The sequence below is a fragment of the Acidovorax sp. M14 genome, assembly GCF_049331375.1.
Classification (GTDB): domain Bacteria; phylum Pseudomonadota; class Gammaproteobacteria; order Burkholderiales; family Burkholderiaceae_C; genus Acidovorax.
Window position 1 is genome coordinate 1,640,768 of record NZ_CP186263.1, and the last position, 22,399, is coordinate 1,663,166.

Genomic DNA, 22,399 nt, shown 5'->3' on the forward strand with positions numbered 1-22,399 from the left:
GCCCTGCTGGGGCCTATACCACGCCCTGTGCCAGCATGGCGTCGGCCACCTTCACAAAGCCGGCAATGTTGGCACCGTCGATATAGCTCACGCTGCCGTCGGCACGCTTGCCATATTGCAGGCAGGCCGCGTGGATGCCCTGCATGATCTGCAGCAGGCGTGCGTCCACCTCTTCGCGCGGCCAGGATAGGCGGGCCGAGTTCTGGCTCATCTCCAGGCCCGATGTGGCTACGCCACCCGCATTGCTGGCCTTGCCGGGGGCGTAGAGCACGCCAGCGGCCTCAAACGCCTTGGCGGCTTCGATGGTCGATGGCATGTTGGCGCCCTCGGCCACGCAGACCACGCCGTTCTGGATGAGCGTTTTCGCGTCGTTCTCATCCAGCTCGTTTTGCGTGGCGCAGGGCAGGGCCACGTCCACCTTCACGTGCCAGGGGCGGACACCGGCCTCGAACTTCACGCCCGTGCGTGCGGCGTAATCGCTCACGCGGCCGTACAGGTGGTTCTTGACGTCCATGAGGATGGCGAGCTTTTCAGGCGTAAAGCCCTCTTCGTCAATGATGGTGCCGCTGGAGTCCGACACCGTGATGACCTTGGCACCCAGTTGCATGGCCTTCTCAACGGCGTATTGCGCCACGTTGCCCGAGCCCGACACCGACACGCGCAGGCCATCGAACGAGCGGCCCCGGGTCTTGAGCATCTCTTGCGCGAAGTACACGGTGCCATAGCCCGTGGCTTCAGGGCGGATCAGCGAGCCGCCGAACGACAGGCCCTTGCCGGTGAACACGCTGGCTGCGTTGTTGGCCAGCTTTTTGTACATGCCCGCCATGAAACCCACCTCACGGCCGCCCACGCCGATGTCGCCGGCGGGCACATCGGTGTCCGGACCCACGTGGCGGTACAGCTCGGTCACAAAGGCCTGGCAAAAGCGCATGACTTCGGCAGGGCTCTTGCCCTTGGGGTCGAAGTCGGAGCCGCCCTTGCCGCCGCCCATGGGCAGCGTCGTCAGTGCGTTCTTGAAAGTCTGCTCAAAAGCCAGGAACTTGAGCACCGACAGGTTGACGGACGGGTGAAAGCGCAGCCCGCCCTTGTAGGGGCCGATGGCCATGCTGTGCTGGATGCGGTAGCCGCGGTTGACCTGCACGGCGCCATGGTCGTCCACCCAGGACACGCGGAACATCACGACGCGCTCTGGCTCCACCAGCCGCTCCAGCAGGCCGTGCTCGGCATAGCGGGGGTGCTGCGCGATGAACGGCCACAGGCTTTCCATCACTTCGGTGACAGCTTGCAGGAATTCCGGCTGGCCGGGATTGCGGAGCGCCACGTGGGAAAGGAAGCTCTCGGCGGTCGCGTGTTTCATGGTTCAAAGGGCTTTCAGCAGTAAAGGGTCAACAAATCGAAGGCAGTCATGCACCGGTTTGGCGCACCGCAGCATCGAATTATGTCCAAAAGTTATACGTTCATGCCGATGTCTATGCACAATGGTGGGGAATGTGGCCGGGATATTTGCCACATATTGGTGCGTTTGGCGGGTGGTTTGGCCGTCATCCGTTGGTCAAGCCAACGTCATGGCCTTGTCACATGCCGACGCCACAGTTCGGCGGTTCTACCAACAACATAGCGAGGAGAAGAGCATGCACATCCCTGGTGTGAAATGGGGCGCGCTGGCCATGGTGGCCACGCTGGCAGCCTGCGGCGGCAGCGACAACTATCCGTACCCCACCCTGAACGGCGACAAGCCCCTGGTCATCGGCCACCGGGGCACGGCGGGCTACCGGCCCGACCACACGCTGGAAGGCTACAAGCTGGCCATCGACATGGGCGCCGACTTCATCGAGCCCGATCTGGTGGCCACCAAGGATGGTGTGCTGGTCGCCCGCCACGAGCCCAACATCACCGGCACCACCGATGTCTCCACCCGCCCCGAATTCGCCAGCCGCAAGACCAAGAAAGTGGTGGACGGCGTAGAGGAAGAAGGCTGGTTTGTCACCGACTTCACCCTGGCCGAACTCAAGACCCTGCGCGCCATCCAGCCCCTGTCCGACCGCGACCAGTCGTACAACGGCAAGTTCCAGATCCCCACCTTTGAGGAAGTGCTGGACCTGGCCAAGACCGAAGGCGCCAAGGCGGGTCGCACCGTGGGCGTGTACCCCGAGACCAAGCACCCCACCTACCACGTCAAGCAAGGCCTGCCGTTGGAAGACCGCCTGCTGGCCATCCTGGCCAAGTACGGCTACACCTCCAAGAGCTCACCCGTCATCATCCAGTCGTTCGAAGTCTCCAACCTCAAGTACCTGCGCACCAAGACCCAGGTGCGCCTGGTGCAGCTGGTGGACGCAGACGATGTGAACCCCGATGGCACCATGTCGCTGGTGGCCCCGTACGACAAGCCCTATGACTTTGCCGTGGCCGGTGACTCGCGTACCTTCGCCAGCCTGCTAACCCCCGCGGGCCTCAAGGAAGTCAAGACCTACGCCGACGGCATTGGCCCCTGGAAGCCCTACCTGATCCCCTCCAAGCAAGTGGATGCCAACAAGGACGGCAAGCCCGACGACCTGAATGGCGACGGCAAGATCGACGAACGCGACCGCGTGATGATTGCGCCCACCGACGTGGTGAAGAACGCACACGCTGAAGGCCTGTTCGTGCACGCCTACACCTTCCGCAACGAAGCCAAGCGCCTGGCCTCGGACTTCAAGGGCGACCCCAAGGCCGAATACAAGCTGTTCTACAACCTGGGTGTGGACGGCGTGTTCAGCGACTTTGCCGACACGGCCAAGGCAGCGCGGGACAACTGAAAGAGGCCACTGCACGCTACTAAGTAGCGTTCTGCGCACCCGTCAAAAAGCCCGCTTCGGCGGGCTTTTTTCATGCGGCGGTGTGGTGCGGGGTCAGAACCCCAGCGCAAACCCCACGCTGAGCACGGTGCGCCCCTGCTGGCGGCCAATGGTGGCGTCGAGCTGCCTGCCGGGCGCCCACTCCCACCGGGCGCCGGTCTGAAACGTGGGGGCGCTGTGCTGGGTGCCAAAGGCTTCCAGGTGCGGCGTGATGGCGCCCCAGGTGCGCTCCACCGAGGCGCCCCAGGTGGCGCGCCAGGACTGGCCGCGCTCGCGCTGGCTACCCAGGTTGGCATTGACCACGCCCCAGGTCGCGGCGCAGGTGCCGATGAGATTGAGCGCGACCACGCTGCCTGCGCTCTGCCCGGCACCTTGGCGCCGGTGCACGACGCCGGCGCTGCTGCCTGCATTGCAGCCTTGTTCTTGCGCGGGGCTCCACAGCCACTTGGCCTGCAGGCCTTGCAGGGTGTGACGCTCGTTGCGGTCACGCGCCAACACGGCGCCCAGCTCCAGTCCGGCGATGGGGGTGAAGGCAGGGGCCACGTACACCGTGCCGGGCTGGCCGCGCTGGCCCTCCCACCACACTTCGACGTGGCCATGGCCCACCTCGTCCACGCCCGCATCGTCCACGGACAGGGGGCGCCCGGCGTGGGCGGGCCAGGCCAGGCACAGGACAGTGGTGGCCGCCAGCAGGTTGAGGGCGGGTGTAGGGGCGGGGCTGCAACGATAGGTCATGGAGGGCGATGGCAATGGCTGGAGGAGAGGGCTCTGGCTATGTCGCGGGCGGGGTGGTGCCCGCCGCTACCGTCCACGCAGGAACAGCGCGTCCAGCTCCTTCATGCTCAACTGTCGCCAGGTGGGGCGGCCATGGTTGCACTGGTCGGAGCGGTCGGTGGTTTCCATCTGGCGCAGCAGGGCGTTCATCTCGTCGATGGTGAGCTTGCGGTTGGCCCGCACGGCACCGTGGCAGGCCATGGTGCCCAGGATTTCATTGCGGGCGCGCTGCACCACCGTGGTGGCGTCGTGGGCGGCCAGCTCCGCCAGCACGCTGCGGGCCAGCTCCACCGGGTCGCCCTGCGCCAACGTGGTGGGCACGGCGCGCACGGCCAGGGTCTTGGGGGAGAAGGGCACCACCTCCAGGCCCAGCGTGGCCAGCACTTCGGCAGACTCTTCGGCTGTGGCGACTTCCTGTGGCGTGGCGGCGAAGGTGGCAGGGATCAGCAAGGGCTGGCTCGCAATGCGCGCGCCGCTGTCCACCTGGGCCTTCAGGCGCTCGTAGACGATGCGCTCGTGGGCGGCATGCATGTCCACCACCACCATGCCCTGGGCGTTTTCGGCCAGGATGTACACACCGTGCAACTGCGCCACGGCCTTGCCCAGGGGCCAGGCGGTTTCCTGGCCATCGCGGCCCACGGGCCAGGCCGTGGCCGGGTTGCTGGCAAGGGGAGCGGTCGTGGATGCTGCAGAGGGCGCAGCTACCTCTGCAGGCTGCGCGCCGTCCCACCCCGTGGCAGAAGCGCCGGGAGCATTGGGCGTGGTGGGCGCTGTGACTGTTGCGTTCGCACTCGCCTGGGCCGAAGGCGCCCACAGTCCCCCCACCGCAGCGCCAACCGCTGGGTTTGTCATGGGACTCGCGGAGGGAGCACCACGCGGCGCCCACAGGGCCGCCAGGTCTTCCACACGGTGGCCCCGTTCTTCAAATTTGATAGCAGCCTGGGCATTCCACACCGGCGCTTGAGGCGTCTGGGGCTTGAAATGCTCCCCATCACCCGCTGTGGAGGGGTTGGGCGCCGCCGCAGCCGCTGCCAGTGCGGCGGCCCGGGGCGCAGCCAGCGCGTTTTCCACCGCATGGCGTACGGCCTGGTGCACCTCGCGGCTGTCGCGAAAGCGCACCTCGATCTTGGTGGGGTGCACGTTCACGTCCACACGCGCCGGGTCGATCTCCACATACAGCGCGTAGATGGGCTGCTTGTGGCCGTGCAGCACGTCTTCGTAGGCGCTGCGGGCCGCGTGGGTGAGCACCTTGTCGCGCACAAAGCGGCCGTTGACGTAGCAATACTGGTGGTCAGGCCGCGAGCGGGCCGCGTCGGGCAGGCCTGCGCGGCCGGTGACGGTGACAGGCCCCACGCGGTGCTGCACAGCAACCGACTGGGTGACAAAGTCCTCGCCCAGCACATCCGACAGGCGGCGGGCCAGCGCGTCATGGGCGTCCTGTACATCGCTCTGGCCGGGCACGAAGGTGGCGCGCCACTGCTCCACCAACTTGCCCTCGTGCCAGATCGCAAAGCCCACATCGGGCCGCGCCAGCGCGTGGCGGCGCACCGATTCAATGCAGTGCGCCAGCTCGGTGGCGTCGGTCTTCAGGAACTTGCGGCGCGCGGGGGTGGAGAAGAACAGCTCCTTCACCTCTACCGTGGTGCCGGTGCTGCGTGCGGCGGGGCGCAGCTCGCCGCTGCGCGCGTCCAGCAAGAAGGCGCTGGCCTGGGCCGCCGGGCGCGAGAGCAGGGCCATCTCCGACACCGACGCAATCGCCGCCAGCGCCTCGCCCCGAAAGCCCATGGTGGCCACGGTCTCCAGGTCGTTCAGGTTGGTGATCTTGCTGGTGGCGTGGCGGCGCAGGGCCACGGGCAGCTCTTCTTGCGGAATGCCTCCACCATCGTCTTCCACCGTGATCAGCCGCACCCCACCTGCCGACAGCCGCACAGTGATTTGCGTGGCGCCCGCGTCCAGCGCGTTGTCCACCAGTTCCCGCACCACCGAGGCCGGGCGCTCCACCACCTCGCCAGCTGCAATCTGGCTGATCAGCTCATCGGGCAGATCGCGGATGGGGCGGCGCGCGGGGGGCGTGGGGCCGGAGGCGGGCTGCGCCGCTGCGAGGGAGGAGGAGGTGTCGTTCACCCGGGGGATTTTAGGGCGGGGGCTGTGCAGGGATATCGGGCGGTGCGGCGGACGGGATGGGGATAATGCGCCCACCTTTTTTCCGCGCCGCGCCGGGCCTGCCTCTTCATGGAACTTGTCACTTTTCTCATCGACTTCATCCTGCACGTGGACAAGTACCTGGAGGCGTTTGTGCAGACCTACGGCATGTGGGTGTACGCGCTGCTGTTCGCCATCGTGTTTGTCGAAACGGGGCTGGTGGTGATGCCGTTCTTGCCGGGCGACTCGCTGCTGTTCATCGTGGGTGCGCTGTGTGGGGCGGGGATGATGAACTTTCCGCTGGCGTGCGCGGTGCTGCTGGCGGCGGCCATCCTGGGCGACCAGTGCAATTATTCGATTGGCCGCTACTTTGGGCCCAAGGTGTTTCAGTGGGAGGATTCACGCTGGTTCAACCGCCGGGCGTTCAACCAGGCGCATGAGTTTTATGAGCGCTACGGCGGCATCACCATCGTGATTGCGCGCTTCATGCCCTTTATCCGCACGTTTGCACCCTTCGTGGCGGGCGTGGCTGAAATGAACCGTGCCAAGTTCACCGCGTACAACGTGGGTGGTGCGCTGCTGTGGGTGCTCGGTATTGCCACGGCGGGGTACTTCTTCGGCAACTTTGCGTGGGTCAAGGAGAACCTGGACAAGATCATCTGGGCGATGATTTTTGTGCCGGGCCTGATCGCCATCTTTGGCGCGTGGCGCGCAGGGCGTCAGGCACGTACGGTCTGAAGATCGACCATCTGCTATCAAAACAAGAGCGGCAGGCGCATGTGGATCATGCGCCTGCCGCTTTTTTGATGCCCAAACGGGTACTGTGCACCCAAGGGGGTGCGCTCAGCGCCCCGGAAATTTAACGGCGATAGGGGCGGCGTTGGTCGCGGTCTTCGCCCACTTCATGGCCGATGAGGGCGCCGGCAGCGGCGCCGCCGATGGTGCCCACGGGGCCGCCGAAGATGGCGTTACCGGCAACGCCGCCGACCACGGCGCCGACGCCAGTACCCACTTGGGCGTTGGTCGGGTTGGATGCACAACCACCCAGTGCCAGGGCCGCGGTGCAAGTGGTCGCGAGAAGAATGTGACGGATTTTCATGGCGAGATTCCTTGATGGTTGTGGAGTCAGGCCGTGGTCCCCTTCCGCAGTGGCGTCTGAAGCTCGACCTGTGCCTCTACTGTGGCTCGTGATGCATTTCAGCGGTGTAGGCTGGCGAGGGCGCTGGCTGTAGGACAGTTTCTGAGAGCCTGTCTACCTCTCCCAGGGGATCGCAAACAAGCTCTTAGGGTTTCCCTGCGCCCGGCGCTGTTGCCAACCGCGTTGCACAGGCAGATCATTTCCTGGGCGTACAAAACTTACACAAGGGGACACGCGATGACCCAGCACATCCAGCACGCCGGCCGGGGGGCCGTGGGCGCTCAGTTGACGGTGGCGCAGCAGATCAGCTTGATCGTGGGGGTGGCGGTGCTGGCGCTGGTGGTGGTGCTGGTGCTCAGCCTTGTGCGCGTGCAGCATCTGGGGGCCACGGTGGACCATCTCGCGTCCGAGCAGGTGGAGCGGCTGCAACTGGCGCTGCGCTGGCGCAGCAACATCGCCGTCAATTCCACGCGCGTGTTCTCCATCGCCCAGACCGAGGGCGATGACCTGCAAAACTACTTCAAGGACACGATGGCGGCCACCACGGCCGACACCAGCAAGGTGCAAAAGCGCTACACCGAGCTGGAAAACAGCCCCGAGGGCCTGCGCATCCAGGAAGAGCTGGCCACCATCCGCAAGTCGTACCTGGAGACGCGCGACAAATCGCTGGAGCTGAAAAAGGCGGGTGACATGGCCCAGGCGCGCGCCTATGCGCTGGGCACGTTTGCTCCAGTGCTGGACAAGTACAACGCCATTGCCGACAAGATGGTCGATTACCAGGTGCGCCGCTCGGCCGAGCAGGCGGCCGAGGCGGCTGAACTCATCCAGTCCTACCGCATGACGGTGCTGGTGGCCGGCGTGGCGGGGCTCGCGCTGCTGGTGGTGCTGTCCTGGGTGGTGGTGCAGCGCATTCGCCGCTCGCTGGGGGCGGTGGGCGCGGTGGCGCAGCGCATTGGCGAGGGCGACCTGTCTCAGCCCATCGAGGTGCATGGGCGGGGCGAGGTGGCCGAGATGATGCGGGCCATGCAGGGCATGCAGACCTCGCTGGTGCGCATCGTGGGCGATGTGCGGCACAGCAGCGACAGCATTGCCACGGGCTCCAGCGAGATCGCCATGGGCAATGCCGACCTGAGCCAGCGCACGGAAGAGCAGGCCAGCAACCTGGAGGAAACGGCCGCCTCCATGGAGCAGATCACCAGCACCGTGAAGAACAACGCCGACACCGCGCGCAAGGCCGCGACGCTGGCCGGCTCGGCATCGCAGGCGGCAGTCAAGGGCGGCGAGGTGGTGGGCCAGGTGGTGACGACCATGCAGGACATCTCGGCCGCGTCCCGAAAGATCACCGACATCATCAGCGTGATCGACGGCATTGCATTCCAGACCAACATCCTGGCGCTGAACGCGGCGGTGGAGGCCGCACGCGCCGGTGAACAGGGCCGTGGCTTTGCCGTGGTGGCCAGCGAGGTGCGCAGCCTGGCCCAGCGTAGCGCCGAAGCCGCCAAGGAGATCAAGGCCCTGATCGGTGCGAGTGTGGAGAAGGTGGAAAACGGCACGCAGCTGGTGAGCAACGCTGGGCAGAGCATGGAAGACATCGTCGCCCAAGTGCAGCGGGTGAGCGACCTGATTGGCGAAATCTCCAGCGCCACGGGCGAGCAGACCATCGGCATCAGCCAGGTGGGCGAGGCGGTGATGCAGCTCGACCAGGTCACCCAGCAGAACGCTGCGCTGGTGGAGCAGAGCGCGGCGGCGGCCGACAGCCTCAAGCACCAGGCGGCGCGGCTGTCAGAGATCGTGAGCGTGTTCCGGCTGGGGCGCTGATTGCCTGGGCGGGCTGCGGTTCAAGCCGTTGGGGCAGGCTTGAGGCACATCGTGACCAGCAGGGACGCAGGCTCCACCGCCTTCAGCGAATGCAGCGCGCGCGGTGCCAGGTGCACAAAGTCGCCGGGGTGCAACTGCTGCACGCCCTGGTCGCTTGCAAACTCCACCACGCCCTCGATGCACTGAACGGTCGCCTCGCCGGGCGTCTGGTGCTCTTTCATGGATTTGCCTATCGGCAGGACCACCCGCATGACTTCGAGCTGGCCGGCTTTGAGGATGGCGGTGGTGACGGTGTCGGCCAAACGCGCCCCCAGAGGGCGCACGCTGACGATCTGGCCAGATTGGGCGTGGGGCAGGGCCATGGCAGTTCTCCTTGCTGGCCAGGGCGCGGTGCGCGCCCGGCCGATGCAGGCTACTGTGCCTGCAGTTGGCAGTGCGCGCAAGGTGGGCTGGCCGTCCCGCGCGCGATGTCCCTGCCTGCCTACACCGACCGGCTGCGCGCCAGTGGCGGGTTCTTGGCGAAGTAGCGCGTGATGCCGCGCATCAGCGCGTCGGCCAGCTGCTCCTGGTAGGCGCTGCTGCGCAGGCGCTTTTCTTCTTCGGGGTTGCTGATGAACGCGGTTTCGACCAGCACGCTGGGGATGTCGGGCGCCTTGAGCACGGCAAAGCCTGCCTGCTCCACGCGCGGCTTGTGCAGCTTGCCCACATTGCCGATCTCGCCCAGCAGCACTGTGCCGAGCTTGAGGCTGTCGTTGATCTGCGCGGTGGTGCTCATGTCCAGCAGCGCGCGCTGTACATGCTGGTCTTTGGACTGCACGTTGATGCCGCCCACCAGGTCGGCCTGGTTTTCCTTGTTGGCCAGCCAGCGGGCTGCGGTGCTGGAGGCACCGCCCTGGCTCAGCGCAAACACGCTGGCACCACGTGCGGCAGGGGTGGTGAACGCGTCGGCGTGGATGCTCACGAACAGGTCGGCCTGCACGCGCCGGGCCTTTTGCACGCGGGTGCCCAGGGGTACAAAGTAGTCCCCGTCGCGTGTGAGGTAGGCCCGCATGGGATTGCCGCCAATGGTGGTGGCATTGATGCGGTCGCGCAGCAGGTGGGCCACGCGCAGCACCACGTCTTTTTCACGCGTGCCGGAGGGGCCGATGGCGCCGGGGTCTTCGCCACCGTGACCGGGGTCGAGTGCCACGATGATGATGCGGTCGGTCTCGGTGGCTGTGGCGCGGTTGCCGGGGCGCGATGGCGCTGCGGGGGCTGCCCCGGGTGCAGGCGCCGCCGCCACTGCTGGTGGCGGGGCGGGCGGCTGTGCACCTGTGCTGCCGGTGGTGGGGCCATTGGCGCGCTGCGCGATCAGGTCGCCCAGCGGGTCGTGCTCGGCAGCCGGTGCGGGCGCGCGGGCGGTGGCAGGGGCGCTGGCAGGCGAGGGGGCAGACGCAGCAGCGGGGCCGTTGGCATCGCGCAGGCGCTCGGCAATCAGGGCCTCCAGCGGGTCCACGGGCGCTGCGGGGTACAGGTCAAACACCAGCCGGTGGCGGTAGGCGGCCACAGGCGGCAGGGTGAACACCTGCGGCATGGCGGGCTGCTTGAGGTCCACCACCAGGCGCACCACGCCGGGCGCGTTCTGGCCCACGCGGATGCCCGCGATGTTGGGGTCGTCGGGCTTGACCTTGGCCACCAGTTCACGCAACTCGGGGCTCAGGTCGATGCCCTCAATGTCCACCGCCAGGCGCGGCGGCGAGGTCACGAAAAACTGCTTGGCCACCAGCGCGCCATCGGACTCGATGGTGACGCGCGAATACTCAGGGGCAGGCCACACGCGCACGGCCACGATGGTGGCGCCGCGCGCAATCTGCTGTGCGCCCAGCAACAGCACCAGGCTGCTGGCGCGCAGCACGGCGCGGCGCGAGGGCAGGGGGGCTTGGCGGGCAGGCAAGGTGGATTCGTTCACGGCGTCTCAGAGAGCTTGCAGCAGGCTGCGCCCGGTGGCGGTGGGGGCATGCAGAGTGACCTTCCTTTCGGTGTCATCCGTTGCTTCAATGTGAATAGCAAGGTCTGCAAGCGGGGTAAGCGCTGCAGCCTTTTCCGGCCATTCTGCCACCTTGAGACCGGGGTTGGCAAAAATGTCCCTGAAACCGGCGTCTTCCCACTCGCGCGGATCGTCAAAACGGTAGAAGTCGAAGTGCCAGATCGAAATGCCTGGTGCCTCGTGGGGCTCCACCACGGCATAGGTGGGGCTCTTGATGCGGCCCTGTACGCCCAGCGCACGCAGCAGGTGGCGCACCAGGGTGGTCTTGCCCGCACCCAGGTCGCCGTGCAGGGTTACAAAGGCGTTGGCCAGCATGGGTTGTGCGGCCAGGCGCTGGGCAAAGGCGGCGGTGTCTTCCTCGCCATGCCAGATGAATTGGCGCGTGGGTTCGGCAGAAGTGCCGGCAGGGGGGGCGCCAGGGGCATCGCTGCCGCTTTCTACAATCTGGCCGGTATGTGGTGCAACAGTCAACTCGTTCCTCAAATGCAGGAGTGGGCCCGCGAGCTGGGATTTTCCCAAATCGGCGTGGCGGGGGTGGACTTGTCTGCGGCCGAGCCGGGTCTTGCGGCCTGGCTGGCGCAGGGCTTCCATGGTGACATGCATTACATGGCATCCCACGGCATGAAGCGCGCGCGGCCGGCCGAACTGGTGCCCGGCACCGTGAGCGTGATCACGGCGCGCATGGATTATTTGCCGCGCGACACGGCCAGGGATGCGCCCGGGGGCTGGCAGGCGGCCGAACTCTCCCGCCTGCAGCGCCCGCACGAGGGCATCGTCTCCGTCTATGCCCGGGGGCGCGACTACCACAAGGTGCTGCGTGCGCGGCTGCAAAAGCTCAGCGACCGCATTGCCGAGGCCATCGGCCCGTTTGGTCACCGCGTGTTCACCGACTCCGCCCCGGTGCTGGAGGCCGAGCTGGCTGCGCGCAGCGGCCAGGGCTGGCGCGGCAAGCACACGCTGGTGCTCAACCGCGAGGCCGGGTCCATGTTCTTTTTGGGCGAGATTTATGTGGACATGGCGCTGCCACCGAGCGAGCCCGTCACCGCGCACTGCGGCAGCTGCAATGCGTGCATCGATATCTGCCCCACGCAGGCGATCATCGCGCCGCACCGCATCGACGCGCGGCGCTGCATCTCGTACCTCACCATCGAACACGCCGGGCCCATCCCCGTGGAACTGCGCCCTCTGCTGGGCAACCGCATCTATGGCTGCGATGACTGCCAGCTCATTTGCCCCTGGAACAAGTTTGCCCAGGTCAGCCGCCTGCCCGACTTTGATGAGCGCAAAGGCCTCTCAGGCCAGCAACTGGTGCACCTGTTTGCGTGGGACGAAGCCACCTTCTTGCGCATGACCGAGGGCGGCCCCATTCGCCGCATAGGCCATGAGCGCTGGCTGCGCAATGTGGCGGTGGCACTGGGCAATGCGCTGCGCGCCACCGGCGACGACGCCTTGCGCACGGCGCTGCAGTCACGCGCAGAGGATGCCAGTGCGCTGGTGCGGGAGCATGTGGCCTGGGCGCTGGAGGCGGGTTGAGGACGGTTTTGAAAGAAATCGCCTGGTAGCGATAGTGCAATATGCCTGGTCAGCTATCAAAATAGGAGTGATAGCCGTTGTGCCGGGGCCTTACCGCACCAGCAACCCTGTCTGCCGCAAAGTGCCCACCAGTCCCTGGGCAAACTCCGCATACCCTGCGGCGTTGGCGTGGATCTGGTCCGACCGCAACCGCTCTTGCGCGAGCACGCTCGACCAGCCCTTGGCGTGCAGCGGGATCTTCAGCTCCTCGGCAATCTCTTCGTACAGCGGGTGGTCGCTCAGGCGGCCGGCAGCGGCCATCAGCGATAGCTCCGGCACAGCCACCAGCAGCACCTGTGCGCCGCTGCCCTTGGCCTCGCTGCAGATGCGCAGGATGTTGGCGCGCGTGGTGGCCGCACTCTGGCGCCGCAAAAAGTCGTTGCCACCAATGCTTACGATGACCAGTGCGGGCTGGTGCTGCTGCAGCAGGCCCGGCAGGCGTGCAAGCGCCTGGGCCGAGGTGTCTCCCGACACGCCGCCGTTGACCACCTTCCAGCCCGTCAGGCGCGCCAGCTCGGCCGGGTAGGCGGTGTCGGCCGAGGCCCCCACGCCCGATGTGAGCGAGTCGCCTAGCGCCAGCACCGTGGCGCCCGGCGGCACCGCTTGGGCACGCGGCGGTTTGCGGCCACACGCGACCAGGCCCAAGGTGGCGACCAGACTGGCGCCCAGCAGCCGCCTGCGGTTCAGGCCCCCGTTCATCGCAGCACCCCCAGCGCAAACGGCAGGCTCACGATGCCCAGCAAGGTGGACAGCGTGACCAGCCCCGCCACATACGGCCCGTTGTAGCCCATGCGCGCTGCCAGCACATAGCAGGTCGATGCCGTGGGCAAGGCGGCAAAGGCCAGGAGCACCGTCGTCTGGACGGCGTCGAGACCAAATATGCGGGCCATGCCAAACGCCACCAGCGGCTGCACCAGGTGGCGGATGGCCAGCACCGACACGCTCAGCGTCTTGCCCCGTGTGAGCAGACCAAACTGCAGCCCCGCCCCGGCCGCCATCAGGCCCAGCGCCAGTGATGCGGAGCTGATGCGGCTGACCGTGGGCACCGCCCATTCGGGAATCTGAAAGCCCAGCAGGTTGGCTGCCAGGCCCGAGGCGGTGGCAATGATCAGCGGGTTGCGCAACAGCTCACGCGCAAAGCTGTGCTGCCCGTGCCGGGCCATGGGCCACACGGCCGCCACGTTGAACAGCGGCACACACACACCGATCAGCACGGCAATCATCAACAGGCCCTGCGTGCCCGCCAGCCGCTCGGCAATGGCCAGGCCAATGAAGGAGTTGAAGCGGAACGCCACCTGCGCGCTGGCCGCGTGGTCGCGCACGTCGATGTGCTTGCCCACCCAGGGCCAGTGCGGCAGGCTGTAGGCCAGTGCGATGCCGATCACGCCCGACAACATGCCTGCGCCGATCAAGCCCGACGCCGCGCCGATATCCATCGGGCTTTTGACGATGGACTGGAACAGCAGCACCGGGAACAGCAGGTAATACACCAGGCTCTCCACTGGCTGCCAGACCGAGCGGTTCAGGGCGGTGTACCGGCAGATCAGGTAGCCCAGGAAGATGAGTGAAAAATCGGGGAGCAGGAGTTGGGCGTAGTTCACGCACCGAGAATACTTGATGCATGGCAAGCCGGTGGGGGGTTCCCAGCCGGTTGAGTGGGGCAGGGAGGCTGCGCACCCGCGCCCATTTTTAGGGTTAGCCCTTATGTGGAATCCGCAGGGCGGTTTGGCGGGTGTTGCGCATACCATCGGCGCTGTTTGTTGTTACCCCGCACGAAGGAGATTTCCATGCATCGTCGTCAATGGCTTGCGCTGACCGTACTGGCTGCCGCAGCTGGATCGGCTGCCGCACAAGGCTACCCCAACAAGGTGATCCGACTGGTTGTGCCCTTTGCACCCGGTGGCACCACCGACATCATTGCGCGCGTGATCGCCGAGCCCCTGGGCCGCGTGCTCGGCCAGAGCGTGATCGTGGACAACAAGGCCGGTGGCGGCGGCATCGTGGGTGCGGCCGAACTCGCCCGCGCCACGGCCGACGGCTACACGCTGGGCGTGGCCACGGTCTCCACCACCGCCGCCAACCCTGCCATCAACCCCAAAACGCCGTACAACCCGTTGACGGACTTCTCGCCCATCATCAACATTGCGGCCACGCCCAACATCATTGCGGTGAACCCGAGCTTCCCGGCCAAGGACTACAAGTCGTTCGTGGCCGAACTGAAGAAGTCGCCCGGCAAGTATTCGTACTCGTCGTCCGGCACGGGCGGCATCGGCCACCTGCAGATGGAGCTGTACAAGAACCTCTCGGGCACCTTTGTGACCCACATCCCCTACCGCGGTGCGGGCCCGGCCCTGAACGACACCGTGGCGGGCCAGGTGCCCATGATTTTTGACAACCTGCCCTCGGCGCTGCCCTTCATCAAGGAAAACCGTCTGGTGCCCATCGTTGTCGCAGCGCCCCAGCGCGTGGCGGCCCTGCCCAATGTGCCCACTTTCAAGGAACTGGGCCTGGAGCCGGTGAACCGCATGGCTTACTACGGCATCGTGGGCCCCAAGGGTCTGCCCAAGGATGTGGTGGACAAGATCAACGCCGGTGTGCGCAAGGCCCTGGAAGACCCGGCCGTGAAGAAGCGCATCGAAGACACGGGCTCGCTCGTGATCGGCAACACGCCCGAGCAGTTTGCCGAGCAGATCAAGGCCGAGTTCGCTGTCTACAAGGATGTGGTCGTCAAGCAGAAGCTGACGCTGGAATAAACGCCACCGCTTCCGTCCCCAGCCGCCTTCGGGCGGCTTTTTTGTGCCTGTGGAGCTGAATGCACGCGATGCATGCTATGGTTTTTGGATGCTTGCTCCCAGTCTGAATGCCATCGACACCTTTGTGGACGCCCTGTGGCTGGAAGACGGCCTGTCGCGCAACACGCTGGCCGCCTACCGGCGCGACCTGACGCTGTACGCGCAGTGGCTGGCCGACCAGCAGCCCGCGCTGGCGCTGGACGACACGGCCGAACACCACCTGCAGGCCTACTTTGCCGCCCGCCATGCGCAGACCCGCGCCACCTCGGCCAACCGGCGCCTCACGGTGTTACGCCGTTACTTTCACTGGGCGCTGCGCGAGCGGCGCATCACCACCGACCCCACGGTGCGGCTGCAGGCCGCGCGCCAGCCGCTGCGTGTGCCCAAGACCCTGTCGCAGGTGCAGGTGGAGGCGCTGCTGAACGCGCCCGACCTGGGCAACCCCCTGGGCCTGCGCGACCGCACCATGCTGGAGCTGATGTACGCCAGCGGCCTGCGCGTGACCGAGCTGGTCACGCTCAAGACCTTCCAGGTCGGCCTGAACGAAGGCGTGCTGCGCGTGATGGGCAAGGGCAGCAAAGAGCGCCTGGTGCCGTTCGGCGAAGAGGCGCGGGCATGGCTGCTGCGCTATCTGAACGAAGCCCGTGGTGCCATCCTGGGCGGGCAGCAGACGGACGACCTGTTCGTCACCCAGCGCGGCAGCGGCATGACGCGGGTGATGTTCTGGGTCATCGTCAAAAAGTGGGCGCAGGTGGCGGGCATCACGGTGCCGCTGTCGCCCCACACGCTGCGCCATGCATTTGCCACGCACCTGCTCAACCACGGTGCCGACCTGCGCGTGGTGCAGCTGCTGCTGGGCCATGCGGATATCTCCACCACCACCATCTACACCCACGTGGCGCGCGAGCGGCTCAAGTCCTTGCACGCGCAGCACCACCCAAGGGGCTAGCGCGCTGAACGGCGCGCCAGACCAGTTTTCCTAAACCACAACAAGGAGACATTGCATGAAAAAACTCATCGCTGGTGCATTGCTGTTGGGGGCTGCGACCCTGGCCATGGCGCAGGCCTGGCCCACAGCCAAGCCCATCCGCCTCATCGTGGGATACCCGCCGGGCGGCGGCATCGACTTTGCCGCGCGCACCGTGCAGGTGCCGCTGCAGGAGCTTCTCAAACAGCAGATCGTGGTGGACTACAAGCCCGGTGCCGGCGGCATGCTGGCGGCGACCGAGCTGACCCGGGCCGCGCCCGATGGCTATACGCTGCTCTTGGCCAATACCGGCCCATTCGCCATCGCACCCTACTTGCAGCGCAAGATGCCGTACGACCCGCTCAAGCAGTTCAGCTACATCGGCCAGATCAGCCAGGGCAGCTACATCGCGGTCACCCGGCCGGACCACCCGGCCAAGGACCTGAAGGAATGGGTGGCGTGGGCCAAGGCCAATGCAGGCAAGGTGAACTTTGCATCGGGCGGCGCCGGCACGTCCACCCACCTGAATGGCGAGTTGATGAACCAGGCAACGGGGCTGGATGTGACGCATGTACCCTACAAAGGCAGCGCCCCGGCTGTGCAGGACTTGATCGGTGGACAGACGCAGTTATTGATCGATGCGGGGCCGGTGTTGCTGCCGCAGGTCAAGGGCGGCAAGCTCAAGGCCTTGGCAGTGACGGGCCCGCGCCGCGACCCGCAGTTGCCCGACGTCCCCACAGTGAGCGAACTGGGCCTTGGTGGCATGGAGTCTGTCGGCTTCCAGGGGCTGGTGGGCCCCGCAGGGCTGCCCAAAGAGGTGGTGGACAAGCTGGCTGCCGAACTGGCCAAGGTGCTGGCGCAAGCGGAGGTAAAGGCCAAGTTTGCGTCCACAGGTTCGGAGGTACATTCTCTCGGACCCGCGGAATTCTTCAGCTTTGTGAAGGGCGAGAACGACAAGTGGGCCAAGCTGATCCGCGAGCGCAAGCTCGAACTGGATTGACGGATGTGACCTGACGGCTGCCCATCGAACTCTTCTCCATTGGCTCTCACCATGAATCTGCATTTCTCTCGCCGCCAGTGGGTGGCCGCCGCTGCGGTCGCGTTGGCGGTCTCGCCCGTAGTGGCTTCGGCCCAGGTCTGGCCCGCCAAACCCATCCGCATCATCGTGGCCTACCCGGCGGGGGGTGTGAGTGACAACATCGCCCGCGCGCTGGCCGACAAGCTGGCTGCGCAGCTGGGCACACCCGTGGTCATTGAAAACAAGGCGGGCGCCAGTGGCAGCCTGGGCGTAGACGCGGTGGCCAAGGCGGCGCCCGACGGCTACACGCTGGGTTTTGCTGCGGTCAGCCCTCTGGCGCTCAATCCTCACCTGGGCAAGTCCCCCTTCGATCCGCAAAATGACGTCGCGCCCGTGGTCAGCGTGATGTATTCGCCCGTGGTGCTGCTGGGCACGCCGGCGAGCCGCGCGACCGACTTCAAGGACCTGATCGCGCGTGCGCGGGCCCAGCCCGGCACGGTGCGCTGGGCCACGTCGGGCCAGGCGTCGCTGGGGCACATCATGCTGGAGCAGATCCAGTCGGTGGCGCAGGTGCAGATCACGCACATCCCCTACAAGGGCGGCGGCCAGCAGATGAATGACGCGCTGGGCGGGCAGTTTGAGGTGCTATCGACCAACGCCGGCCCTGCGGTGCTGCAGCACATTCAGGCGGGCAAGCTCAAGCCGCTGGCAGTGGGGGCCCCGGCGCGGCTGGATTCGCTGCCCCAGGTGCCCACGCTGGCCGAGCTGGGGCAGCCTGCGGCCAATCTCTCGTCCCTGTTCGGCCTCTATGCCCCGGCGCAGACGCCCAAGACGGTCATCACGCGCATCAACACCGAGGTGAACAAGGCGCTGGCGCTGCCGGACATCCGCGCCAAGCTCGATGCCACCGACAACGTGCCCACAGGCGGCACCACGGCCGAGTTCGCGCGCCAGATTGCGCTGGAGTCCGAGAACAATGCGCGCATCATCCGCGCGGCGGGAATCCAGGGCAACTGACCGTGTGCAGGGGTTGAAGCCCCAGAAAAGCCACAGGCCCTGTCGAAGCAGGGCCTGTGGCTTTTGGAGGGGGGAAGAACGGGACTATTCTTCGTTCAGGCTCTCGGCCCAGGTCAGCGCCTGCAGGTGGGCCCAGTTCACCTGGCGGTTGGACAGGTGCAGCGCATCGGCGTTCTTGGCAAAGGCCACTTCATCGCCGCTTTCGCAGGCCTTGGTCAGCTCCAGGAACGGGGCAAACACGCCGGTGCCACGCAGCAGGGCGTCCATCACCGGTTCGGGCAGGGCCACGGACTCCAGCGCCTTTTCGAGCGGCACACCCAGCATGGTGTCCAGCAGCGAGAACACGCCCACGACGAAGGCGTTGTCGCATTCTTCGGGCGGCAGCAGCTCGGCAGCCAGCAGCTCCATCAGGCGGCCGCGCACCACGGCAGTCTGGCCCACGGCCGGTGGCGCTCCACCCGCCCGCGAGGTGGTCATCAAGAGGGCTGCCCAGCGGAACAGCTTTTTCAGCCCCAGGATCATCACGGCGTGGCGGAACGAGGTGATCTCGCACGACAGGCCAAAACCCGACGAGTTGATGAAACGGAGCAGGTTGAAAGACAGGGTGGGGTCTTTCTTGAGCAGGTCTTCGATTTCGGCCGTGCTGGCCTGTTTGCGCACCAGGTTGATGAGCTGGATGATCGTGGCCTGCGAGGGGCGGATGGTGGTGGCCTTGACCAGCGAGGGGTGGGCGAACCAGTAGCCCTGGAACAGCTTGACGCCCAGGTCGCGCATCAGCTCGTATTGCGCCGCCGTTTCGACCTTCTCGGCCACCAGCGTGGCCTTGCTGTGGGCGGTGGCAAATTTGACCAGGGGGGCTGCCAGCTCGGGCTTGAAGGCTTGCATGTCCAGCTTGATAAAGGCGGCCATGGGCAGCCAGCTGGTGTAGGCGCGCTTGAGAGCCTGTTGGTCAAACGCCAGGCGAAAGCCCCGTGTGCGCAGTGCTTCCAGGGTGGGCAGACGGCCTTCGATTTCTTCCTGGGTGGCGCCCTCGGGCAGGGGCGGGACTTCCAGCACCACCTTTTCGGGGTGGATCAGCTCCAGGTGGCCGCCCGAGAGGCTGTCGTGCGTGCAGTTGATGAACACCGTCTTCTTGCCGACCAGGGCCTCGGTGCCCGCATAGGACAGGGCATTGAACAGCAGGGCTGCGTCGCTGGCGGCGGTGTGCGAGTCGGATGCGGTGGATCGGTCGAACAGCTCGTAGCCATAGACCGCGCGGCTTTCGTCCACGATGGCCTGGCGCGCAATGATGGCAAGGTTCTCGTCCACGGGTTCGACCGCAGGCGCTGCGGCGTCCGGGGTGTCTTGTTCGGATGTGCTCGACATGGGATCCACTGAAATGAAAGGCTGGCGATCATTCTAGACCGCCAAGCGTTGGCAGAGAACCAAAGTCTTGCCAGGGGCCGCCAGCGTGGCGGCGACACCCGTCAGTCGCCGATATGGTCGGCCCAGGCCAGTGCCTGCAGGTGGGCAAAGTTGATCTGCTGACTGGTCAGGTGCAGCAGGCCGGCCGTTCGGTCGAACACGGCATCGTCGCTGGATTCGCAGGCCTCGGCCAAGGTCAGCAGATCGCCCAGGAAGCCCTCGCGCCGCAGCAGTGCAGCGGCCACGGGCTCGGGCACATTGAGCAGGCCGATGGCGGATTCCATGGGCATGGACAGCATCACATCCAGCAGCGAGAAGATGCCCACCACAAACGCTTGGTCAGCCTCCTCGGGCGGCAGGGTCTCCAGCGCCAGCAGCTCCATCAGGCGCCCGCGCACCACGGCGGTGTGGCCCACCGAAGAGGGCGTGCCGTTGTTGCGCGATGCGGTCAGCAGCAGCGCCGCCCAGCGGAACAGCTTTTTCAGGCCCATGAGCATCACGGCCTGGCGGAACGAGGTGATCTCGCGCGAGAGCCCAAACCCGGCCGAATTGATGAGGCGCATCAGGTTGAAGGCCAGGCCCGCATCCTTCTTGAGCACTTCCTCAATCTCGTCCGTGCTGGCCTGTTTGCGCACCTGGTTGATCAGCTCAATGATGCTGGCCTGCGAAGGCGTGAGCAGCTTGGTCTCGACCAGGGCCGGGCGGGCGAACCAGTAGCCCTGGAACAGTTGCACGCCCTGGCTGGACACCATGTCGTATTGCTGGGCGGTTTCGACCTTCTCGGCGATCAGCTCGGCCTTGCTGTGGCGGCCTGCGTAGCTGATCAACACGGCCAGCTGGTCGGGCGCCAGCACCGACAGGTCCAGCTTGATGTAGTCCGCCAGGGGCAGCCAGGGGGCGTACGCCGACTGCAGCACCGTGTGGTTGAAGGCCAGGTGAAAGCCCCGGTCGCGCAGCTCGGTCAGGATGGGCAGGCGCGTGGCGACCTCTTCGGCGGCCGCATGGCCCAGGGGCGGAATCTCCAGCACCACCTTGTCCGGGTCCACCAGCTCCAGGTGGCCGCCCGACAGGCTTTCGTGGGTGCAGTTGACGAAGATCAGCTTCTTGCCCACCAGCTCTTCGGTGCCGGCGTGCGATAGGGCGGTGAACACCAGGATCACGTCGGTCGCGGCCGTGTGGGCGGCGCCGCTGCGCGAGCGGTTGAACAGCTCGTAGCCCACCACCACCTGCTGCGCGTTCACGATGGCTTGGCGCGCAATCATGGCGACCGACGACTGGTTGCCGGGTGGGGGCGCGGGCGGTGTGCCGGGGGTGAAAGCTTGGGTCATGGGTGTGGGCTGGGTGTTCTTGAAATAGGAAGCGCGGGCCCGCAGAGGGCATCGCCGGGAATTGTAGGAGTCATCGTATTCCCCTCAGGTTGTCCGCAGGCTCTATGGCAGGGTGTGCTGGTCAGGCTTGCTGCAGCCAGCGCAACTCGGCGTCGCTGAACCCGGCGCTGCGTCGCGCGGACTCATTGAACGGGGGCTTCAGGCGGGGGGCTTCGTACTTCTGTACCAGCGTGCCGTACAGGGTTTCCGGGTTCTCACCAGCGCGCTCGCACAACCAGCGGTACCAGTGGTTGCCGATGGCCACATGCCCCACCTCGTCGTGCAGGATCACGTCCAGAATGGCAACGGCGGCCAGGGCATCGGGTGTGCCCACCTGGCGCAGTTTGGCCTGAATCTGCGGCGTGGCATCCAGCCCCCGGGCTTCGAGCGTGCGTGGCACCAGGGCCATGCGTGCCAGCACGTCGTGCCGGGTCTTCTCGCACATGGTCCACAGGCCCTGGTGGGCCGGAAAGTCGCCATAGTCGTGGCCCTGGCTGCGCAGGTGGTCGCGCAGCAGCCGGAAGTGTTTGGCCTCTTCGGCCGCCACGCGCATCCAGTCCAGGTAGTAATCGCGCGGCATGCCGTCAAAGCGCCACACGGCGTCCAGCGCCAGGTTGATGGCGTTGAACTCGATGTGGGCGATGGCATGGATGAGAATGGCGCGGCCCTCGGGGGTGGCGGGCGATCGGCGGGCCACCTGGGTGTGGCGCAGCAGCTCGGGGCGTTCGGGGCGGCCGGGCAGGGCGTCTGGATCGGTGGGGGTCGCAGGGGGGGTGTCTGCTATTGAAAGCGTAGCTGCTTGGGCAAACAGTTCTAGCGCTGCAGCCGCTTTTTGTTCGGGGTCTGCCAGGCACAAGACCTGCAGTGCACGGTGGCGAAGCTCCATCCTTACAATTCTAGGCCTTGCCATCGGCACCAAGGCTTGCGCTTTGTAACGATTGGCGACCTCTCAGGGCGCGCCATGGCGTGCCGCTTCTTTGGTTTCTGCGGAGTGGGTGCATGGCAATTTACGAACTCGACGGTGTGGCTCCCCAAGTGGCAGCGTCGGCCTGGGTGGCCGACAGCGCACAGGTGATGGGCAATGTGGTGCTGGGCGAAGACGCCAGCGTGTGGTTTGGCACCGTGGTGCGCGGCGACACCGAGAGCATCACCATCGGCGCGGGCTCCAACATCCAGGACGCGAGCGTGCTGCACGCCGACTTCGGCAAGCCCCTGGTCGTGGGCGAGCGCGTGACGGTGGGCCACCAGGTCATGCTGCACGGCTGCACCATCGGCGACGAATCGCTGATCGGCATTGGCGCCGTGGTGCTCAATGGCGCCAAGATTGGCAAGAACTGCCTGGTGGGCGCGGGCGCGCTGGTCACCGAGGGCAAGGAGTTTCCTGATGGCTCCATGATCATCGGCAGCCCCGCCAAGGCGGTGCGTGAACTCACCCCCGAGCAGATCGAAGGCCTGCGCCAGAGCGCCCAACACTACATTGACAATGCACGCCGCTTCCAACGCGGCCTGCGCAAGATTGGCTGAGCGGGC

At 66.2% G+C, this 22,399-nt stretch carries 21 protein-coding genes; 9 read left to right on the top strand and 12 right to left on the bottom strand.

The genetic code is table 11. The features are described from left to right. Positions 1-13: 13 nt before the first annotated feature. Positions 14-1,357, bottom strand: a complete 1,344-nt coding sequence (gene gdhA, locus ACOYR4_RS07630) for an NADP-specific glutamate dehydrogenase (RefSeq protein ID WP_422849132.1) — start codon at positions 1,355-1,357, stop codon at positions 14-16. Between the two features lie 274 nt (positions 1,358-1,631). Here gdhA and ACOYR4_RS07635 point away from each other — a divergent pair, with 274 nt between their 5' ends. After that, the gene (locus ACOYR4_RS07635; protein ID WP_422849133.1) at positions 1,632-2,795 is read left to right on the top strand and encodes a glycerophosphodiester phosphodiesterase; all 1,164 of its coding nucleotides are present in this window, start codon (positions 1,632-1,634) and stop codon (positions 2,793-2,795) included. A 93-nt stretch (positions 2,796-2,888) separates the two neighbouring features. Here the strand turns inward: ACOYR4_RS07635 and ACOYR4_RS07640 are convergent, their stop codons facing one another. Together ACOYR4_RS07640 and mutL are read right to left on the bottom strand one after the other, a co-directional pair. Continuing rightward, a complete protein-coding gene (locus ACOYR4_RS07640; protein WP_422849134.1) occupies positions 2,889-3,569 on the bottom strand; it encodes a hypothetical protein in 681 nt (226 codons plus the stop codon). A 66-nt stretch (positions 3,570-3,635) separates the two neighbouring features. After that, positions 3,636-5,732, bottom strand: coding sequence for a DNA mismatch repair endonuclease MutL (gene mutL / locus ACOYR4_RS07645; protein ID WP_422849135.1), 2,097 nt, complete (start codon positions 5,730-5,732; stop codon positions 3,636-3,638). A 108-nt stretch (positions 5,733-5,840) separates the two neighbouring features. Here mutL and ACOYR4_RS07650 point away from each other — a divergent pair, with 108 nt between their 5' ends. Beyond that, complete coding sequence (locus ACOYR4_RS07650) at positions 5,841-6,488, top strand: DedA family protein (protein ID WP_295942133.1); 648 nt, start codon at positions 5,841-5,843, stop codon at positions 6,486-6,488. A 121-nt stretch (positions 6,489-6,609) separates the two neighbouring features. On the opposite strand, the gene ACOYR4_RS07655 is transcribed toward ACOYR4_RS07650, so the two are convergent. Further along, the gene (locus ACOYR4_RS07655; protein WP_015013308.1) at positions 6,610-6,849 is read right to left on the bottom strand and encodes a glycine zipper 2TM domain-containing protein; all 240 of its coding nucleotides are present in this window, start codon (positions 6,847-6,849) and stop codon (positions 6,610-6,612) included. A 276-nt stretch (positions 6,850-7,125) separates the two neighbouring features. On the opposite strand from ACOYR4_RS07655, the gene ACOYR4_RS07660 reads away from it, so the two are divergent. Continuing rightward, positions 7,126-8,706, top strand: a complete 1,581-nt coding sequence (locus tag ACOYR4_RS07660) for a methyl-accepting chemotaxis protein (RefSeq protein ID WP_309823107.1) — start codon at positions 7,126-7,128, stop codon at positions 8,704-8,706. Between the two features lie 20 nt (positions 8,707-8,726). Here ACOYR4_RS07660 and ACOYR4_RS07665 read toward each other — a convergent pair whose 3' ends face one another. From ACOYR4_RS07665 to tsaE, 3 genes are all read right to left on the bottom strand, one after another. Continuing rightward, complete coding sequence (locus tag ACOYR4_RS07665; protein WP_309823109.1) at positions 8,727-9,068, bottom strand: cupin domain-containing protein; 342 nt, start codon at positions 9,066-9,068, stop codon at positions 8,727-8,729. Positions 9,069-9,187: 119 nt separating this feature from the next. Continuing rightward, positions 9,188-10,654: an N-acetylmuramoyl-L-alanine amidase gene (locus ACOYR4_RS07670; RefSeq protein WP_422849136.1), complete on the bottom strand. Its 1,467-nt coding sequence runs from the start codon at positions 10,652-10,654 to the stop codon at positions 9,188-9,190. Between the two features lie 6 nt (positions 10,655-10,660). After that, positions 10,661-11,203, bottom strand: a complete 543-nt coding sequence (gene tsaE, locus ACOYR4_RS07675; protein WP_422849137.1) for a tRNA (adenosine(37)-N6)-threonylcarbamoyltransferase complex ATPase subunit type 1 TsaE — start codon at positions 11,201-11,203, stop codon at positions 10,661-10,663. Between the two features lie 12 nt (positions 11,204-11,215). Between tsaE and queG the strand changes: the two genes are divergently transcribed. Next, entirely contained in the window at positions 11,216-12,265 is a 1,050-nt protein-coding gene (gene queG / locus ACOYR4_RS07680; RefSeq protein ID WP_422849138.1) for a tRNA epoxyqueuosine(34) reductase QueG, read from the top strand. A gap of 90 nt (positions 12,266-12,355) precedes the next feature. Here the strand turns inward: queG and ACOYR4_RS07685 are convergent, their stop codons facing one another. Together ACOYR4_RS07685 and ACOYR4_RS07690 are read right to left on the bottom strand one after the other, a co-directional pair. Further along, positions 12,356-13,003, bottom strand: a complete 648-nt coding sequence (locus tag ACOYR4_RS07685; RefSeq protein WP_422849139.1) for a GDSL-type esterase/lipase family protein — start codon at positions 13,001-13,003, stop codon at positions 12,356-12,358. After that, positions 13,000-13,905: an AEC family transporter gene (locus tag ACOYR4_RS07690; RefSeq protein WP_291441632.1), complete on the bottom strand. Its 906-nt coding sequence runs from the start codon at positions 13,903-13,905 to the stop codon at positions 13,000-13,002. Before ACOYR4_RS07690 ends, ACOYR4_RS07685 begins: the two co-directional genes overlap by 4 nt. A gap of 186 nt (positions 13,906-14,091) precedes the next feature. Between ACOYR4_RS07690 and ACOYR4_RS07695 the strand changes: the two genes are divergently transcribed. The 4 genes from ACOYR4_RS07695 to ACOYR4_RS07710 all read left to right on the top strand — a co-directional run bounded on the left by ACOYR4_RS07695 (position 14,092) and on the right by ACOYR4_RS07710 (position 18,098). Then, a complete protein-coding gene (locus tag ACOYR4_RS07695) occupies positions 14,092-15,057 on the top strand; it encodes a tripartite tricarboxylate transporter substrate binding protein BugE (protein ID WP_056640033.1) in 966 nt (321 codons plus the stop codon). Between the two features lie 88 nt (positions 15,058-15,145). Next, positions 15,146-16,045, top strand: a complete 900-nt coding sequence (xerD, locus tag ACOYR4_RS07700) for a site-specific tyrosine recombinase XerD (RefSeq protein ID WP_422849140.1) — start codon at positions 15,146-15,148, stop codon at positions 16,043-16,045. Between the two features lie 55 nt (positions 16,046-16,100). Continuing rightward, positions 16,101-17,063, top strand: coding sequence for a Bug family tripartite tricarboxylate transporter substrate binding protein (locus ACOYR4_RS07705; RefSeq protein ID WP_015013318.1), 963 nt, complete (start codon positions 16,101-16,103; stop codon positions 17,061-17,063). 51 nt (positions 17,064-17,114) lie between these two features. Continuing rightward, positions 17,115-18,098, top strand: coding sequence for a Bug family tripartite tricarboxylate transporter substrate binding protein (locus tag ACOYR4_RS07710; RefSeq protein ID WP_422849141.1), 984 nt, complete (start codon positions 17,115-17,117; stop codon positions 18,096-18,098). Between the two features lie 84 nt (positions 18,099-18,182). On the opposite strand, the gene ACOYR4_RS07715 is transcribed toward ACOYR4_RS07710, so the two are convergent. The 3 genes from ACOYR4_RS07715 to ACOYR4_RS07725 all read right to left on the bottom strand — a co-directional run bounded on the left by ACOYR4_RS07715 (position 18,183) and on the right by ACOYR4_RS07725 (position 21,755). Further along, positions 18,183-19,463 (bottom strand): EAL and HDOD domain-containing protein, encoded by a 1,281-nt coding sequence (locus ACOYR4_RS07715; RefSeq protein ID WP_422849142.1) that lies wholly within the window; start codon positions 19,461-19,463, stop codon positions 18,183-18,185. 101 nt (positions 19,464-19,564) lie between these two features. Next, on the bottom strand, positions 19,565-20,830 hold the full coding sequence (locus ACOYR4_RS07720) for an EAL and HDOD domain-containing protein (RefSeq protein WP_015013321.1): 1,266 nt from the start codon (positions 20,828-20,830) through the stop codon (positions 19,565-19,567). Positions 20,831-20,951: 121 nt separating this feature from the next. Then, a complete protein-coding gene (locus ACOYR4_RS07725) occupies positions 20,952-21,755 on the bottom strand; it encodes a ferritin-like domain-containing protein (RefSeq protein ID WP_422849143.1) in 804 nt (267 codons plus the stop codon). A gap of 113 nt (positions 21,756-21,868) precedes the next feature. Between ACOYR4_RS07725 and ACOYR4_RS07730 the strand changes: the two genes are divergently transcribed. Continuing rightward, positions 21,869-22,393: a gamma carbonic anhydrase family protein gene (locus ACOYR4_RS07730; RefSeq protein WP_015013323.1), complete on the top strand. Its 525-nt coding sequence runs from the start codon at positions 21,869-21,871 to the stop codon at positions 22,391-22,393. Positions 22,394-22,399: the final 6 nt, after the last annotated feature.